The organism is Agrobacterium cavarae (assembly GCF_004310285.1).
GTDB lineage: Bacteria > Pseudomonadota > Alphaproteobacteria > Rhizobiales > Rhizobiaceae > Agrobacterium > Agrobacterium cavarae.
The window spans coordinates 16,241-32,989 of sequence record NZ_SISF01000019.1 but is presented as its reverse complement, the minus strand read 5'-3'; the positions used below and the strand labels follow the sequence as shown (position 1 = coordinate 32,989).

The 16,749-nt window shown below is 58.1% G+C and carries 18 protein-coding genes; 8 read left to right on the top strand and 10 right to left on the bottom strand.

All coding sequences use genetic code 11. The features are described 5' to 3' along the window. Window position 1 precedes the first annotated feature (1 nt). The 9 genes from ribH to EYC79_RS01595 all read right to left on the bottom strand — a co-directional run bounded on the left by ribH (window position 2) and on the right by EYC79_RS01595 (window position 7,773). Window positions 2-448 carry a 6,7-dimethyl-8-ribityllumazine synthase gene (gene ribH / locus EYC79_RS01635; protein ID WP_062443485.1) on the bottom strand — a complete coding sequence of 149 codons (447 nt, stop codon included), beginning with the start codon at window positions 446-448 and terminating at the stop codon, window positions 2-4. Window positions 449-583: 135 nt separating this feature from the next. Further along, the gene (locus tag EYC79_RS01630; protein WP_130976998.1) at window positions 584-1,219 is read right to left on the bottom strand and encodes a LysE family translocator; all 636 of its coding nucleotides are present in this window, start codon (window positions 1,217-1,219) and stop codon (window positions 584-586) included. A gap of 58 nt (window positions 1,220-1,277) precedes the next feature. After that, complete coding sequence (locus tag EYC79_RS01625; protein WP_062443486.1) at window positions 1,278-1,889, bottom strand: riboflavin synthase; 612 nt, start codon at window positions 1,887-1,889, stop codon at window positions 1,278-1,280. Further along, window positions 1,889-2,980 carry a bifunctional diaminohydroxyphosphoribosylaminopyrimidine deaminase/5-amino-6-(5-phosphoribosylamino)uracil reductase RibD gene (ribD, locus tag EYC79_RS01620; protein WP_130976997.1) on the bottom strand — a complete coding sequence of 364 codons (1,092 nt, stop codon included), beginning with the start codon at window positions 2,978-2,980 and terminating at the stop codon, window positions 1,889-1,891. Before ribD ends, EYC79_RS01625 begins: the two co-directional genes overlap by 1 nt. 4 nt (window positions 2,981-2,984) lie before the next feature. After that, window positions 2,985-3,464 (bottom strand): transcriptional regulator NrdR, encoded by a 480-nt coding sequence (gene nrdR / locus EYC79_RS01615; RefSeq protein ID WP_062423522.1) that lies wholly within the window; start codon window positions 3,462-3,464, stop codon window positions 2,985-2,987. Between the two features lie 12 nt (window positions 3,465-3,476). Then, a complete protein-coding gene (gene glyA / locus EYC79_RS01610) occupies window positions 3,477-4,766 on the bottom strand; it encodes a serine hydroxymethyltransferase (protein ID WP_130976996.1) in 1,290 nt (429 codons plus the stop codon). Window positions 4,767-4,954: 188 nt separating this feature from the next. After that, entirely contained in the window at window positions 4,955-6,286 is a 1,332-nt protein-coding gene (locus EYC79_RS01605) for a L,D-transpeptidase family protein (protein ID WP_130976995.1), read from the bottom strand. A 306-nt stretch (window positions 6,287-6,592) separates the two neighbouring features. Continuing rightward, window positions 6,593-7,102, bottom strand: coding sequence for a transcriptional regulator LdtR (gene ldtR / locus EYC79_RS01600; RefSeq protein WP_186330162.1), 510 nt, complete (start codon window positions 7,100-7,102; stop codon window positions 6,593-6,595). 233 nt (window positions 7,103-7,335) lie between these two features. Further along, complete coding sequence (locus tag EYC79_RS01595; RefSeq protein WP_130976994.1) at window positions 7,336-7,773, bottom strand: DUF6163 family protein; 438 nt, start codon at window positions 7,771-7,773, stop codon at window positions 7,336-7,338. A 335-nt stretch (window positions 7,774-8,108) separates the two neighbouring features. On the opposite strand from EYC79_RS01595, the gene hemB reads away from it, so the two are divergent. From hemB to EYC79_RS01570, 5 genes are all read left to right on the top strand, one after another. Further along, a complete protein-coding gene (gene hemB, locus EYC79_RS01590) occupies window positions 8,109-9,122 on the top strand; it encodes a porphobilinogen synthase (protein ID WP_113267598.1) in 1,014 nt (337 codons plus the stop codon). A gap of 64 nt (window positions 9,123-9,186) precedes the next feature. After that, window positions 9,187-9,645 (top strand): RDD family protein, encoded by a 459-nt coding sequence (locus tag EYC79_RS01585; protein ID WP_062443497.1) that lies wholly within the window; start codon window positions 9,187-9,189, stop codon window positions 9,643-9,645. Between the two features lie 136 nt (window positions 9,646-9,781). Continuing rightward, a complete protein-coding gene (locus EYC79_RS01580; RefSeq protein ID WP_062600516.1) occupies window positions 9,782-10,540 on the top strand; it encodes an arginyltransferase in 759 nt (252 codons plus the stop codon). A gap of 60 nt (window positions 10,541-10,600) precedes the next feature. Then, window positions 10,601-10,822 carry an AbrB/MazE/SpoVT family DNA-binding domain-containing protein gene (locus EYC79_RS01575; protein ID WP_062423530.1) on the top strand — a complete coding sequence of 74 codons (222 nt, stop codon included), beginning with the start codon at window positions 10,601-10,603 and terminating at the stop codon, window positions 10,820-10,822. After that, entirely contained in the window at window positions 10,819-11,205 is a 387-nt protein-coding gene (locus EYC79_RS01570; RefSeq protein WP_130976993.1) for a type II toxin-antitoxin system death-on-curing family toxin, read from the top strand. The genes EYC79_RS01575 and EYC79_RS01570 overlap by 4 nt, the downstream gene beginning before the upstream one ends. 42 nt (window positions 11,206-11,247) lie before the next feature. On the opposite strand, the gene parC is transcribed toward EYC79_RS01570, so the two are convergent. Next, a complete protein-coding gene (gene parC, locus EYC79_RS01565) occupies window positions 11,248-13,503 on the bottom strand; it encodes a DNA topoisomerase IV subunit A (protein ID WP_062423532.1) in 2,256 nt (751 codons plus the stop codon). A 225-nt stretch (window positions 13,504-13,728) separates the two neighbouring features. Between parC and EYC79_RS01560 the strand changes: the two genes are divergently transcribed. From EYC79_RS01560 to EYC79_RS01550, 3 genes are all read left to right on the top strand, one after another. Beyond that, window positions 13,729-14,919 carry a hypothetical protein gene (locus EYC79_RS01560; RefSeq protein ID WP_130976992.1) on the top strand — a complete coding sequence of 397 codons (1,191 nt, stop codon included), beginning with the start codon at window positions 13,729-13,731 and terminating at the stop codon, window positions 14,917-14,919. 242 nt (window positions 14,920-15,161) lie between these two features. Then, window positions 15,162-16,037, top strand: coding sequence for a pyridoxal kinase PdxY (gene pdxY / locus EYC79_RS01555; protein WP_130976991.1), 876 nt, complete (start codon window positions 15,162-15,164; stop codon window positions 16,035-16,037). 66 nt (window positions 16,038-16,103) lie between these two features. Further along, window positions 16,104-16,745: a carbonic anhydrase gene (locus EYC79_RS01550; RefSeq protein WP_062443513.1), complete on the top strand. Its 642-nt coding sequence runs from the start codon at window positions 16,104-16,106 to the stop codon at window positions 16,743-16,745. Window positions 16,746-16,749 lie beyond the last annotated feature (4 nt).

Genomic DNA, 16,749 nt, shown 5'->3' with positions numbered 1-16,749 from the left:
ATCAACCACCCAGCTTCTTTTTCAACTCGATCATGGTCAGCGCGGCACGTGCGGCAAAACCGCCCTTGTCCTTGTCGGAACGACGAACGCGCGCCCAGGCCTGCTCGTCGTTTTCAACGGTCAGGATGCCATTGCCGATGGCGAGCGACTCGCTGACGGTAAGGTCCATGATAGCGCGGGAGGATTCATTGGCGACGATATCGAAGTGATAGGTTTCACCGCGGATGACCATGCCGAGCGCAACGAAGCCATCATATTCCGTGCCGCCATTGTCTGCGCCATCGAGCGCCATGGCAATCGCTGAGGGAATCTCCAGCGCGCCTGGAACAGTGATGATGTCATAGGTGGCGCCAGCCTCTTCGAGCGCGAACTTTGCGCCATCGAGCAGGGCATCGGCCATATCGTCATAAAAGCGTGCTTCCACGATGAGAAGATGGGGCTGGGACATGGGGGTTTCCTGAAAATTTGCGCCGGATCATACCGGCTTTTGGGGCGGTCAAACCATGGCTGGCCGCGCTTGGCAAGCATTTTTAATGCAATGCTGCCGCGTGCGCGATGCCGCGAGCCGGTTTCGTGGCTACGATCAGCTTCTCTGCCACGCCAGATGGAGACCGAGCCCCATCAAAATCGCACCGGCTCCACGCCGGGCAACCGTTTGCGCCAAAGCCGACCGCTTCAACCGTCCAGCGGCAAGCCCCGCCACCAGAACCACGACAAAATCCGCCGAGGTGAAGATGATGTTGACGGCAACGCCGAGGATCAGGAACTGCAGCCAGATCGGAAACACAGCAGCGGGGTCGACGAATTGCGGCAGGAATGCCAGGAAGAACAACGCCGTCTTCGGGTTCAACACCTCAACGACAATGCTGTCGATGAAGGCCCGCTTTGCAGACTTCTGAGAAATCGTGACGCTGCCCGTTGCTTCGTCGTTGAGCCGGGCTCTGAGCATGGAGAAGCCAAGCCAGATGAGATAGCAGGCACCGCCGAACTTCACCGCGAGATAAAGCCACGGGACTGCCTGAAACAGGACCGAAAGGCCAGCGGCCGCCGCAATGATATGGACATAACAGCCAAGGTGAATGCCGAGCACGGCCATCAAGCCGGCAGCGCGGCCCCGCGCCATGGTCTGGGCTATTGTGTAAAGCATCGCAGGTCCTGGCACATAGGCAAACAGAACCGTCGTAACCAGGAACGCCGCAAGTAGTTCATAAGACGCCATTGTGAGCTCCGCAGAGTTTGGCGCTCACTCAGCGCCTTCATCATTGTGACGGAGCATCCTACTTCGACGGAAATTCCGCAAGCCGTGCTGCGTAACGGGCCATGGTATCGACTTCGAAATTGACGAAATCGCCAGGCTTGCGATCGCCCCAGGTGGTGACGGAAAGCGTGTGGCGGATCAACAGGACATCGAAATCCGGACCGTCCACCGCATTCACTGTCAGCGAGGTTCCGTCCAGCGCCACCGAGCCTTTGGGCGCAACGAACTTCGCCAGATGCTCCGGAGCGCGCAAACGGATACGGACCGCCTCCCCTTCCGGCTCGACGGCAAGAATTTCGGCCTTGCCATCGACGTGGCCTGAAACGATATGGCCGCCGAGCTCGTCGCCGATTTTCAAGGCGCGCTCGAGATTGACGCGCGTTCCCTTCTCCCAGGCGGATATGGTGGTGAGGCGAAGCGCCTCTTCCCAGGCTTCGACCTCATACCAGCGCTCATTGCTGCCCTCTTCCGGCAGTTTCGTCACTGTCAGGCAAACCCCGCCATGGGAAATGGACGCGCCCATATCGATGGTCTTCGGATCGTAATTGGTGGCGACGCGCAGACGTACGCCTTCGGCCAGCGGGTGAAGCTCGGAAACGGTTCCAACATCGGTGACGATACCCGTAAACATCAAAGCGGCCTTTCATAATCGAAACAGCGGTCGGGACCGTAGACGGTCTCACCGACGAGGGAATAGGTGTCAGGGATATCGGCGCGCTTGATCGGCGTTTCAATACCGCCGGTACCAATGACGGTCGGGCTTTCGAACAACAGGATGCGATCCACCAAGCCCGCCTCGAGGAAGGCCTTGGCGGCAACTGCACCACCTTCGACGAGAAGCTCCGAAAGCCCGCGTGCACCGAGTATGAGGAGCAGATCCTCAATGTTCTTCGCACTCAGGACTTCGGCGCCTGCCGATGCCAGCGCAGCGCGCCTCTCCGCAAGATCGCGTGCATCTGCAGAACTTGGCATTTCCACGACGACAAGCGGAACGTCGCGCGCGGTCTTCACCAGCTTGGAATGGGTCGGCAATTCCAGTCGTCTGTCCAGCACGAAGCGAATGGGCGAATACTGTTCCATTCCCGATATGCGGACGTTGAGTTCTGGATCATCGGCGATAGCCGTGCCGATACCCACGAGAATGCCGTCGCAGTGGGCACGCAATTCATGCACGGCGCGGCGCGCTTCCGCGCCTGTAATAGCAACCTGGCCAGCGCCCTTTCGGCCAATCATGCCATCGGCAGAGACCGCGAGTTTCAGGATCACGTGGGGGCGCTTCTTGATCTTGCGCGTGAGATAGGCGGCAAGAGCGCGCTCGCCCTCCCTCCGCAGCACACCTGTCTGGACTTCGATCCCCGCATCGCGCAAGACCTGGTAGCCACGGCCCGAGACGCGTTCGTCCGGATCGTCCACGGCCACGACGACACGGGCGACGCCATAATGCGCCAGTGCGTTGGCGCAGGGCGGCGTCTTTCCCCAATGGGCGCAGGGCTCGAGCGTGACGTAGGCGGTTGCGCCACGCGCCGCTTCACCGGCAAGGTCCAGCGCATTGTGCTCGGCATGTGGTCTGCCGCCGACCGAGGTGACGGCTTCGGCGACGATCACGCCATCCTTCACGAGAACGCAGCCAACGGAAGGGTTGGTATCGGTGAAGCCAGTATTCTGACGCGAAACCTCGATGGCGCGCGCCATGAATCTTTCGTCTTCGGCCTGGGAAGCCACAGTCTCAGGTTCCGGAATCTGTATCGCGGGCGATCTTGGCGTTGATTTCCGCAATGACGTTTTCGAAGTCTTCCGCATGGGAAAAATCGCGATAGACCGAGGCGTAGCGGACGAATGCCACGTCATCGAGACTCTTCAGCGCTTCCAGCACCTGCAGGCCGATTTCTTCCGATGCGATTTCCGTTTCGCCCGAGCTTTCCAGCCGGCGCACGATGCCGGACACTGCGCGCTCGATACGATCGCGATCGACAGGGCGCTTGCGTAGCGCGATCTCGAAGGATCGCACCAGCTTCTCCCGATCGAATGCCAGCTTGCGGCCGCTCTTCTTGATCACCATCAGTTCGCGCAGTTGCACGCGCTCATAGGTGGTGAAGCGGCCGCCGCAATCCGGGCAGATGCGCCGCCGGCGGATGGAGGTATTATCCTCCGCCGGACGTGAGTCCTTGACCTGAGTGTCTTCAGAACCGCAGAAAGGGCAGCGCATCCTATCGCCTTCTTACATGTAGGGATACATCGGGAAGCGATCGGTCAGAGCGACGACCTTCTCGCGTACCGCTGATTCCACGGAGGCATTGCCTTCATCGGAATTGGCAACCTTCAGACCATCGAGAACTTCCACGATCAGCTTGCCGATTTCGCGGAACTCGGCTTCCTTGAAGCCACGGGTCGTGCCAGCCGGCGTGCCGAGGCGGATACCGGAGGTGACGAAAGGCTTTTCTGGATCGAACGGAATGCCGTTCTTGTTGCAGGTGATGTAGGCGCGACCGAGTGCTGCTTCCGCGCGCTTGCCGGTGGCGTTCTTCTTGCGAAGATCGACCAGCATCAGGTGGTTGTCCGTGCCGCCGGAAACGACATCGACGCCGCCTTCGATCAGCGTTTCTGACAGAACCTTGGCGTTCTTGACGACCTGGGCTGCGTAATCCTTGAACTCCGGCTTCAGCGCTTCACCGAAGGCGACAGCCTTGGCAGCGATGACGTGCATCAGCGGACCGCCCTGGAGACCAGGGAAGACGGCGGAGTTGAACTTCTTCGCCAAATCTTCGTCGTTCGTCAGGATCATGCCACCGCGCGGGCCGCGCAGAGACTTGTGGGTGGTGGTGGTTGCCACATGCGCATGCGGGAATGGCGAAGGATGCTGGCCACCGGCAACGAGGCCTGCAATGTGCGCCATGTCGACCATGAGGTAGGCACCGACTTCGTCGGCGATCTCGCGGAAGCGCTTCCAGTCCCAGACGCGGGAATAGGCAGTGCCGCCAGCCAGAATGAGCTCCGGCTTGGTTTCCTTGGCCTTGCGTTCCACTTCGTCCATGTCGAGCAGGTTGTCGCCTTCACGAACGCCATAGGAGACGACGTTGAACCACTTGCCGGACATGTTGACCGGCGAGCCGTGGGTCAAGTGACCTCCCGAATTCAGGTCGAGACCCATGAACGTATCGCCCGGCTGCAAGAGCGCGAGGAAAACGGCCTGGTTCATCTGCGAGCCGGAGTTTGGCTGAACGTTGGCAAAGTTGACGCCGAACAGCTTCTTGGCGCGGTCGATGGCAAGCTCTTCGGCAATATCGACGAACTGGCAGCCGCCATAATAGCGCTTACCCGGATAGCCTTCAGCATATTTGTTGGTCATGATCGAGCCCTGGGCTTCGAGCACGGCGCGGGACACGATGTTTTCCGAAGCAATCAGCTCGATCTCGTGACGCTGGCGACCCAGCTCCTTCTCGATCGCGCCAAAGATATCCGGATCGATTTCGGCAAGCGGTTTGGAGAAGAAGGCATCTGTGTTCGACATGATGAAGGCTCCTGAAACAGTAATGCGATGGCGTCTTAGCGCCCCACCCGTATAAGAGCAATAAGCGCAGCGAGATTTGACCGTCAAACTGCGACGTCGCGCGTAAAAAATGCAAAATGCGCGACACGCACAAAGAAAAAAAGCCGCGTCCGGTGGGGCGCGGCTTTTCTTGTCTGTCTGAACAGCGATCAGTTGCGCGGCAACAGATCCTCGCCGATGGAGCCGGATGGCTGCTCCTGCGTGTTGGTCGTATTGAGCGCCAATTCGGCATTGCCGTCATTGCCGTAGATATCGTCACGGAACTGCACGACGCCATCCTTTGCCGACCATGCGGTGATGTAGACAAAGTAGACCGGGATTTCGGTGGAGAGTTTGATCGGCGTGTTCACGCGGCTTGCAATGACGCGCTCGATTTCCTGGCGCGACCAGCCGGGCGTGTCGCGCAGCATCCAGGTCGTCAGGTCGCGCACGTTCTGCACACGCACGCAGCCTGAGGATTCAAAGCGCATCAGCTTGTTGAACAGGCCCTGCTGGGGCGTGTCATGCATGTATTCGTTGTTCGGGTTGTGGAAGTTGATCTTGGTCGAGGACATGGCGTTGTTCTTGCCGGGGTCCTGACGGAACATCAGGTTCGGCGCCTTGGGCGCAAACCAATCCACTGTCTGCGGAGACACTTCCTGGCCACGGCCATCCAGCAGGCGGATGTTGTTGCGCTCCAGATAGGTCGGATCCTTCTGCATCAGCGGAACGATGTCCTTTTCGACGATCGAGCGCGGAGCCGTCCAGTATGGGTTGAGAATGATTTCGTAGATCTTCGAGTTGATGATGTGCGTCGGGCGGCTGGCGCGGCCGACAACAGCCGTGTTGCGCAGAACCACGCGGTTGTTTTCCACCGCCTCGATCGAGGCTGCCGGAATGTTCACCATCACGTGGCGTTGGCCGAGATCGCCCGCCATCGTCTGAATGCGGATGAGGTTGGTCTGCAGCTGTGCCATGCGCAGCTGCGCCGAAACGTTCAGCGCTTTCAGCGTATATTCGCCGATCACGCCGTCTGCTGGAAGGCCATGGCGTGCCTGGAAGCGCTTCAACGCACCATCGACGTAGGAATCGAACGCGCTGGAGATACCGGCTTCACGCGGAAGATCGCCCGAAATCATCAGACGCTGGCGAAGCGCCTGAACGGACGGATCGCTGACGCCGATCTGCAGACGCTGCTGGCTTGGCGGTACTTCCGGCCATCCACCATTGGAGACGATCTGCTGATACTGCATGATCGCCTGCTGCATATAGGTGGGGGCTTCAGGACCAAGAACCGGGTTGTTGGAAACGACGCCAACGGCCGAGCGCGAGGAGTTCGCATCGAACTGATCGTCCCAATTGCCGCGGCGCGAGGATCCGATCAGATCGTTGAACGCATCCTGCGCCAGCGCAGGCGCTGCCAGCGCGACAGCGCCGAGCGAAACGGCGGAGCGCAGCATGGTGCGGCGAGAGAGCAATTCGGGCACGGATTTCTTAGTCATTCTACCTACCAGCCATTTCGTCAGGCAACCTTATGGATGCCTAGAACAACATGATTAACAAACGTTTTCGGACGCCTGCCGGCAGGAAATACTTCATGCGAAATCAAAACTGACGCATCATGCGATGATGGAAGAGACCGCCGGCTCCCTCGCTTTGGCGGTCCCATACCAATATGGCCAATTCGTGTCACCTTGACACTGCTCACGAAGCTGTGTCGCCCGGCCGTTTCAGCGTGAACCGCACAAAAATGCAACAAGCCGGACGCGTTTTGGCATCCGGCTTTGCAAAAATGGATGGCGCTGCTCTTAGAGGCGGTATGCGATCGAGTCGTTCCAGAAGCGATCCAGGCGCTGCAGCAGCTTGTTCATTTCGGCGAATTCACCGGTGCCGATGCCGCCGACCTTTTCGATCGAGCCGATGTGGCGCTCATAGAGGCGAGCGACCGTTTCGGCGATGTCCTGGCCCTTGTCGGTCAGCGAAATGCGAACCGAGCGGCGGTCGATGCGCGAGCGCTGGTGGTTGATGAAGCCGAGGTCGACGAGCTTCTTGACGTTGTAGGAAACGTTTGAGCCGAGATAGTAGCCACGCGAGCGAAGCTCGCCGGCGGTCAGTTCGGAGGTGCCGATGTTGAAGAGCAGGAGTGCCTGAACGGCGTTGACGTCATCGCGACCCTGACGATCGAACTCGTCCTTGATGACATCGAGAAGGCGGCGGTGCAGGCGTTCGACGAGATGGAGGGACTCCATGTAGAGCGAACGGATGGCTTCTTCCTGTACGTCGGTTACAACTGCCTGTGGCTTTGCTTTGCTATTGATCATGACTGCCTCACTGTTTTGTTTGGCGGTGTTGATTTTGTTTCCCGCCTTGAGAGCAAACCTAAGCAATGCGCATAAAATTCTACTTAAAATGCATCATTAACGAGTGGTTACCGGATGTCAGCGCCCACGGGCTGAGGAGCGACGGGCAGCGACACGGAATTATGAGCGCCAATTAAATCAATAGTTTAGCCAACAAATTTCCGGAAAATCAGGCCGCAAGAGCTTTATTATTATGGTGAATCAATTCTTGCGCGCTCGTCATTTTGGCGCGCATCCAGCCAGAAAGCGACCTGGAATAGTATATAAACAGTTGCCACGATGCAGTGCACGACCGGGACCAGCGTGTTGCTGCCGAAGATATTGGGCCACACCTTGTACATGGCAATCTGCGCACCCGCGCCGATAACCCAGATGACGGCGCCCCACGATACGCCAAGCCACAGCCCAAGAGCAGCGACTGGAAAGACGACGGCCAGCCCGGTTCCCGCAACCCGCCAGGGAAGATTGAGCATATCGAAGCGCGCGTGGCCGCTTAGCGTATAACCCGTCAGCATGGCCCAGTATTGCAGTCCGAACCAGAAACAGGAAGCCGCCACCAGTCTGAGAAAGACAAAGTAGAGGATTTCCGTCAAAGGCAGCTTCGGGTGCGGTGGAGAATCAGGTTCCATGGCGCGAAGATACGTTTCCGGCGTAGCTCCTGCCAATGGATAATTGCGGGAGGTCACAGCCCTCTTGAGCGGCACTGCCCGCCGCACTCCTTTTACGGCGCTCAAATGTCAGGACATGGCGGATCGCCCGTATCGAAAAGCGCTCAAGAATTTCGAGCTGGCCGTGGGTCAGAGCGTCGCATTCGCACACCACTTCTCTTATGTTATGCCATCATCACACTCTGGCGTCCTATCGAAGCCGCGTTCACGCGCAGCTTCCAAAATAAAGACGGAAACATCATAAGAGAGCATGGCCGAGGGACCAGATCCACCGGACAGGCTTTTGAGGAAAAGACATGACCGACAAGACCCATCTGGTAGATCACATTACTGGCCACCGTCGCATGCGGCGCATCCGCAAGGCCGACTGGACACGCAGGCTCGTGCGCGAGAACCAACTGACGGTTGATGATCTGATCTGGCCGGTCTTCGTCGTTCCCGGTACGAACATCGTCGATCCCATCCCCTCAATGCCCGGCGTCAATCGCATGAGCGTCGACAAGCTGGTCGAAGCAGCCAAAGAAGCGGCCGATCTCGGCATCCCGGCCCTTGCGACATTCCCCAATATTGAAATGGAACTGCGAGACGAGACAGGATCCCAGGTACTGGAAGCCAATAACCTGATCAACCAGGCCACGGCAGCGATCAAGAGGGCGGTTCCCAATATCGGCGTGATCACCGATGTAGCGCTCGATCCCTTCACCAGCCACGGGCATGACGGGATCCTGCGCGGCGACGATATCGTCAATGACGAAACGGTCGATCAGGTGGTGAGAGCCGCTGTCATGCAGGCGGATGCGGGTGCGGATATCATCGCGCCTTCCGAAATGATGGACGGCCGGATCGGCGCGATCCGCCGTGGGCTCGATGCGGCGGGCCATCAGGGCGTCGGCATTATGGCCTATGCGACAAAATTCTCCTCGGGTTTCTATGGGCCCTATCGCGAGGCGATTTCCACCAGTGGCCTTCTGAAAGGCGACAAGAACAGCTATTACATCAGCCCGGCAAACGGCACGGAAGCGATGCGGGATGCCGCTCTCGACGTGGAAGAAGGCGCCGACATGCTGATGGTGAAGCCAGGCCTTCCCTATCTCGACATCTGTTGGCGGCTGAAGGATGCTTTTGGCCTTCCGACCTTCGCCTATCAGGTCTCGGGCGAGTATGCGCAGATCAAGGCGGCGGCGATGAATGGCTGGATCGATGGCGACCGGGTGATGATGGAAACCCTGCTCTGCTTCAAGCGGGCCGGTTGCGATGGGATCCTCACCTACTTCGCCGTCGACGTGGCGAAAAAGCTCGCAAAGGGCTGAGGAGCGGGCTCATTGCATTTGCGGCGGTCCACACCATATCTTTGCTGAAAAGGAGAAACCGCCGATGAGCTTCAACCCGAACCCGACCTACGTTCCGACAGAGGACTGGCGCGCCTATGAGGGCGTGCTGAGCCGTCGCGTCGTGGCGTTCATCATCGACTATGTGATGGTGCTTCTGCTGTGCATTCCGGCAGCCGTGATCGTGTTTTTTCTCGGCATCCTGACGCTCGGCTTTGGCTTCATGCTCTTTCCTGCGCTGTTCTTCATCGTCGCCATCCTCTATTTCGGCATGACGCTCGGCAGTGCCGCACAGGCTACCCCTGGCATGCGTGTGGCCGGCATTCAGATGGCGCGCCTTGACGGTCGTCGAATCGACTTCCTGATCTCGACGGCTCATATCGCGCTCTTCTGGATCATCAACTCGATCCTGACGCCGCTTATCCTGCTGGCAGGCCTGTTCACCGAGCGCTCCAGACTGGTCCACGACTTCCTTCTGGGAACAGTGACGATCAGAACCCGCTGAGAATTCACAGCAAAATGTGATGAAGCAGCTCCGGCGGCTTCAATTTTATTGACAGGTCTCTTCGAGAGTTGACGTTTTCCACCTTTTTGTCATTCTGACATAGAAGGTTGGCTTGCGAAGGGAGCGATTGGGTTCGATGAACACGCAGACGACGCCTTCTCCGCAATTTTATCTCACCGCACCGGCCACTTGCCCCTATCTTCCGAACCAGTTGGAGCGGAAGGTTTTTACGCATCTGGTAGGCCCTCGCGCGCCGGAGATGAACGACCTGCTGACGCAGGGCGGGTTTCGTCGCTCTCAAAACATCGCCTATCGTCCCGCCTGCGAGAATTGCCGTGCCTGCGTCTCCGTCAGAATCCTGGCCGATGGCTTCACGCCAACGAAGTCGATGCGGCGAATAATGGCGACGAATAACGATCTCGTGGCGACGGTTCATCGGGCTGAACCATCCACCGAACAGTTCTCGCTCTTCCGCCGCTACCTTGATCGTCGTCATACGTCAGGCGGCATGTCGGACATGTCGGCGCTCGATTACGCGGTGATGGTGGAAGACACCCATGTCAACACGCGCATCATCGAGTATCGAAAGCGAGAACCGGGTGCGAGTATCGATGATAGCAAACGCGGAGAGTTGATCGCTGTCGCCCTTACAGACATGATGAGCGACGGCCTCTCCATGGTCTATTCCTTCTTCAATCCCGATCTTGAGAAGCGCTCGCTCGGTACGTTCATGATCCTGGACCACATTGCCCGCACCCGCACGCTTGGTCTGCCCCATGTCTATTTGGGCTACTGGGTCGATGGCTCAGACAAGATGGGATACAAGACGCGGTATCATCCCCAAGAGCATCTGACGCCGCGCGGCTGGGAATTATACACGCCAGAAACCGTTTGACCCTGTAATTGCCGCATCTCTCAAATTATGTTATAACAGCGTTATAACGGAGTGTTTGAGATGAATGTGACGGTTCGCAAGATTGGCAATTCGGAAGGGATCATCATCCCGAAAGAGGTTCTGGATCGCCTTGGAGTCAAGGCTGGCGATGTCCTGACATTGAGTGAAGACGGGCAGAAATTGGAGCTCGTCCCAGAGCAATCTGATCTTCAAGAGCAACTGGCAGCCGCTCGTCGCGGCATGGAAAAGTACAAGGTTGCCCTTCGGGAGCTCGCTAAGTGACAATCAAGTGGCTCTCCAAAGCAGCCATAACCATCATTCATCAGGAGCAGATCGAAGCACATGGTGGTCTGCCTGGATTGAAGGATGACAACGCGCTTGAAGCGGCGCTGGCGCGGCCCGTCAACAAAGCGGTGTATGGCGAAGAGAATTTAATGGCGCTCGCTGCGGCATATCTCTTCGGTATTGCTCGCAACCACCCGTTTTCTGACGGAAATAAACGCACCGGCTTTCTGGCCGCCTATACGTTCTTGCTGATCAACGGCTACGAACTTGTCGCCGATCAAAGCACCGTCATCGAATTCGTTCTGGCCGTGGCGGCGGGTGAAATAGACGAAGAGGGCATTACCGCTTTCTTCAACGATCACACCGTAGCATTCCGCTAATCGATGACAGCTTCCGTCCCCGGAAGCTGTTATTTATCAACTTTAGCCGCCGAACTTCCCACTGCGCGGAAAGCCTTTCGGAACGCTGCGGCCGACACCGGCGCGATCGCCCATCCATTCAAGCAGTTCGTCTCCGACCTTGGAGAAGGAGCGCCCGGCGCTGTCTTCCCAGGACAGACCGGTCGCGATCGCGAAGCACTTCACGTCCGACACGCCGCCATCCTTGTAACGCTGCAGGCGGACACCCTTGCCACGCGACATTTCCGGCACTTGCGACAATGGGAAGGTCAGCATCTTGCGGTTCTCGCCGACGACAGCGACGTGATCGCCGATGACAGGTACCACGAGCTTGGTTTCGTCCGGCATGGAGACGTTCATGATCTGCTTGCCCTTGCGGGTGTTGGCGACCATTTCCGTTTCCGGGATGACAAAGCCATTGCCGCCGGTCGAGACGATCAGCAGCTTGCGGGATGCATCGTGGACAAAGGCGGTCAGGATGTCCTGATCATTCTCCATATCAACCATGATGCGCACCGGCTCGCCGTGGCCGCGGCCGCCAGGCAGCTTGTCGGCGCCGAGCGTATAGACCTTGCCGCCGGTGGTTACGAGAAGCAGCTTGTCGGTCGTCTGCGCCGGGAAGGCCAGCTTCGGCCCGTCGCCTTCCTTGAAGGTCAGGCTCGACGTATCCGACATATGGCCCTTCAACGCCCTGATCCAGCCCTTCTGCGAGATGACGATCGTGACCGGCTCTTTCTCGATCATCGCCTGCTGGATGGCTTCGACATCGGCATTCGGCGCATCGGCAAACTGCGTGCGGCGGCGGCCGAGTTCGGTTGCCTTGGCGTATTTCTTCTTGACCTCACCGATCTCCCAGGAGACCGCCTGCCACTGTTTCTCGTCAGATGCCAGGAGGGATTCGATCTCGCCCTTTTCCTTGCTGAGTTCGTCGAATTCCGTACGGATTTCGAATTCTTCCAGCTTGCGCAACGAGCGAAGGCGCATGTTGAGAATGGCTTCGGCCTGGTTATCCGTCAGACCGAATCGCGCCATCATCACCGGCTTCGGCTCGTCCTCTTCACGGATGATGCGGATGATCTCATCGATGTTGAGATAGGCAATCAGCAGACCGCCGAGAATTTCCAGGCGACGGTCAATTGCCGCCAGGCGGAATTTCGAGCGGCGAACCAGAACTTCCTTGCGGTGCGCCAGCCACTCGGTCAGCACCTCGTTCAGCGCCATGACCTTGGGCACGCGGCCCAGCGACAGCACGTTCATGTTCAGCGGAATGCGGCTTTCCAGATCCGACAGACGGAAAAGCGATTCCATCAGCAGCGTCGCATCTACCGTGCGGTTTTTCGGCACCAGAACGATACGAACGTCTTCAGCGGATTCGTCGCGCACGTCTTCCAGAAGCGGCAGCCTGCGGGCCAGCAGCAGTTCGGCGATCTTTTCGATCAGCCGCGACTTCTGCACCTGGAACGGAATTTCGGTAATGACGATCTGGTAACCGCCACGGCCGAGATCTTCCGTTTCCCATTTGGCACGGACGCGGAACCCGCCGCGACCGGTCTTGTAGGCCTCGAGAATATTCTCACGGCTTTCGATAATGATGCCGCCCGTTGGTAGATCGGGACCGGGAATGAATTCCAACAGCTTCTCGACGCTTGCATCCGGATGCTTGATCAGATGAAGCGCGGCGTCGCAGATTTCATGGGCATTGTGCGGCGGGATAGACGTCGCCATGCCGACTGCGATGCCGGAGGAGCCATTGGCCAGCAGGTTTGGAAACGCGCCGGGCATCACGACCGGTTCTTCGTCTTCCTCGTTGTAGGTCGGACGAAAATCGACTGCGTCCTGCTCGATGCCTTCCAGAAGCAGAGCCGCGACATCGGTCATACGCGCTTCGGTGTAACGCATGGCGGCTGCGCCATCGCCGTCGATATTGCCAAAGTTACCCTGGCCATCAACCAGCGGGTAGCGAATGGCAAAATCCTGTGAAAGTCGCACGAGCGCATCGTAGATCGACGCATCGCCATGCGGGTGGAATTTACCCATGACATCGCCGACGATACGGGCGCATTTCTTGAACGCGGAATTGGGACGAATACCCATCTCGCTCATGGCATGCACGATGCGTCGATGAACCGGCTTCAATCCGTCACGAACATCCGGAAGCGCGCGATGCATGATAGTCGATAGCGCATAGGCGAGGTAACGCTCTTCGAGCGCCGCCTTCAAATCGACCGGCACAATATGATCGTCGTCTCCGCCCGATGGCGGATTAAGATTTTTTCCCATGGCGACTGCCTATCGGAAATAGGCGGTTGGGGCAAGAAATCCGGGCTTTCTGCGCTGTGGATGACAAGCGTTAAGCCTATATTTTTATGCAATCTTGTTTTTGTGCCGCAATTCAGCCATTCGTTGCACAGTACCACTTCGGTCAATCGCGCTCGTGCTGCATATGTGGACGCGTGATGTGCCTATTCTTGTTGCGGATGTTCGCGCCTTAAGGGAAGAGACAGAATGAGACTTGAAACCACACGGAATTTCCTGTTTGCCAGCGCAGCCGTACTGGCATTTGCCTCTCCGGCTTTCGCCCTGGATGGCGCCGATGTGCTGAAGAAAATGAATGCTGCCTACCAGGTACAGGGCGCAGAAATCACGGCCAAGTCCGTCGCCACCAACGGCGACAATGTCACGCTGTCCGGCGTCGTCATTGGCAGCGGCATGGACCCGGCACAGCAGTTTCCGATTGGCAACGTCACGCTCGAAGGCGTCGAAGAAGACAATGGCGGCTACACCATTGAGAAGATGAGCTTCGAGAACGTCAACTACGCCAAGGAAAAGGTGGCGATCACCATCGACGACCTTTACATGACTGGCGTCGTGGTTCCAGCTGACGCAACGGCAAATACAGTCGATGCCATGCTGTTTTACGATGAAGCCCATACCGGCCCGGCCTCGGTCAAGATCGATGGCAAGGAAGCGTTCTCGATCGCCGAGAGCAATGCCACGATGACCAAGAGCGAAGATGGTGGCACGCTTAGCTTCGATCTCACTGCAGAGGGCTTCAAGGGCGATCTGAGCGGCGTTACCGATCCGAAGTCGAAAGAGGCGATCGACGCGCTTCAGCTGAAATCTCTGAGCGGCGACCTCACCGTCAACGGCTCTTGGGAAGTTGCACCCGGCACGATCAATGTCGACGAATACTCCATCGACGTCGAGAATGTCGGTCGCCTGGATATGAGCTTCAGCGTCTCCGGCTATACAATGGCTTTCATCAAGTCGATGCAGGATGCCGTCAAGGCGCAGGAAGCCAATCCCAACAAGGAACAGGCAGATCAGGCCTTCGGCCTTGCCATGCTTGGTCTCATGCAGCAGCTGACCTTCAACAATGCCAAGATTAGCTTCGATGATGCCGGCATCACCAAGCGCGGTATCGATTACGCCGCCAAGGAGCAGGGCACGACGAGCCAGCAGCTTTCCCAGATGATCAAGGGCATGGCGCCGATGATGATCGCACAGCTCAACATTCCGGAACTGCAGAACGCCGTATCTGCGGCTGTGAACACCTATGTCGACGATCCGAAGAACTTCACGATCTCGGCAGCGCCGGCAAAACCCGTTCCCTTCCCGATGATCATGGGCGCGGCAATGGGGGCGCCGAACACGATCCCGAGTGTTCTGGGCGTCACCGTCACCGCCAACCAATAGTCTCTTCTACAAGCCCCGGATCAATCGTCCGGGGCTTTTTCCTACCCAGCAGGCTGGCAAGCGAGACCTCGACAGCGCCTAAACCAGCAAAGCCTGGGGTCATCCGTTTCTTCGAAACCATCCCAAACGTCCTGACCTTGCGCCCCTATGTCGCTCCCTCTAAAACCTAAAAAACTTCGATACCTCTGCTTAGGGTGAGAGAGTGTGTGCCTCTCCAATCCTTCAATGAAGGAATGACATTCGTGCAAGACAATATCAGCGGCTCCGTCATCGTCATTTCCAGCCATGTCATGCGCGGTTCCGTGGGCAATCGGGCTGCCGTCTTTGGGCTGGAGACGCTCGGTTTTCCTGTCTGGGCTGTGCCCACGATCGTGATGCCATGGCATCCCGCCCAAGGACCCTCCACCCGTCTTCGTTTCGATGGCGAGGCCTTCGATGCGGCCATGGGCGATCTGGCGGCATCGAAATGGCGTGGAGAAGTCAAAGCGGTCCTCACCGGCTATTTCGGCAGCGCCGACCAGGTGCGTTCGGTCGCGCGTTTGATCCGCACATTGAGGGAAAACAACCCCGATCTGATCTATGTCTGCGACCCGGTCATGGGAGACAAGGGCGGGCTTTATGTCCCGATCGAAACCGCCGAAGCGATCCGCGACGAGCTTGTACCACTTGCGACGGTTTCCACGCCCAATCGCTATGAACTGGCCTGGATGAGCGGTGCTGAACTCGACACCAATGCCGAGATCATGGATGCGGCCCTTGCGCTCGGTCCGCCGAAAATGCTCGTCACCTCCGCAGTTCCGATGATGGCAAACGGCATCGGCAATCTGTTCCTCAGCGGTCGCCATGCGCTGCTTGCCGAACACCGCGCCATCGACAACGTGCCGAACGGACTGGGCGACCTGCTTGCCGCGGTCTTTCTCGCGCGCATGCTTCAAGGCGTGGATGACGAAAAGGCGCTGCAACTGGCAACCGCCAGCGTTTTTGAAATTCTGGCCCGCACCATGAAGCGAGGCGCCAACGAGCTCACGCTCGAGACAGATGCGTCAAGCCTTTCCACACCCATGGCGATGGTTCAGATGCGCCATCTCTTGCATCCTTCCCGAAGCAAGGGCAAATAGCGGTCAAGTTTCATGCGCCTCATGACGAGGCGTTCCCGGTAGCGACCAACGGCACTGCGAGATCGAATGAAGGATTTTCCAGATTATCTTCTGAACGGCTACAAGAACTTCATGAGCGGCCGTTATGCCGGTGAACGCGACCGATACCGCACTCTGGCCGATAGCGGCCAGAAACCACAGACCTTGTTCATTGCCTGTTGCGACTCCCGCTCGGCGCCCGAAACGATTTTCGATTGCGGCCCGGGTGAGCTGTTCGTCATGCGCAATGTGGCAAACATGGTGCCGCCCTTCGAGCCGGACGGCCAGTATCACGCAACCTCGGCTGCCATCGAATATGCTGTCCAGGTTCTGAAGGTGAAGGACATCGTGGTCATGGGCCACGGCCGCTGTGGCGGCATCCAGGCGGCACTCGACCCGAATTTCGAGTCGCTCTCGCCTGGCGATTTCATCGGCAAATGGATGAACCTCGTCAAATCCGCCGCCGAGCAAATCCAGAGCAATGATGTGATGACCTCAGGCGAAAGGCAGACAGCGCTTGAGCGCGTCTCCATTCGCAATTCCATCCACAATCTGCGTGGCTTCCCCTTCGTCAAGGCGCAGGAGACAGCAGGCAAAGTGAAACTGCACGGCGCCTGGTTCGATATCTCGACTGGCGAATTGTGGGTGATGGACAGCAAGACCGGCGATTTCCGTCGTCCGGAAGTGTGATCCC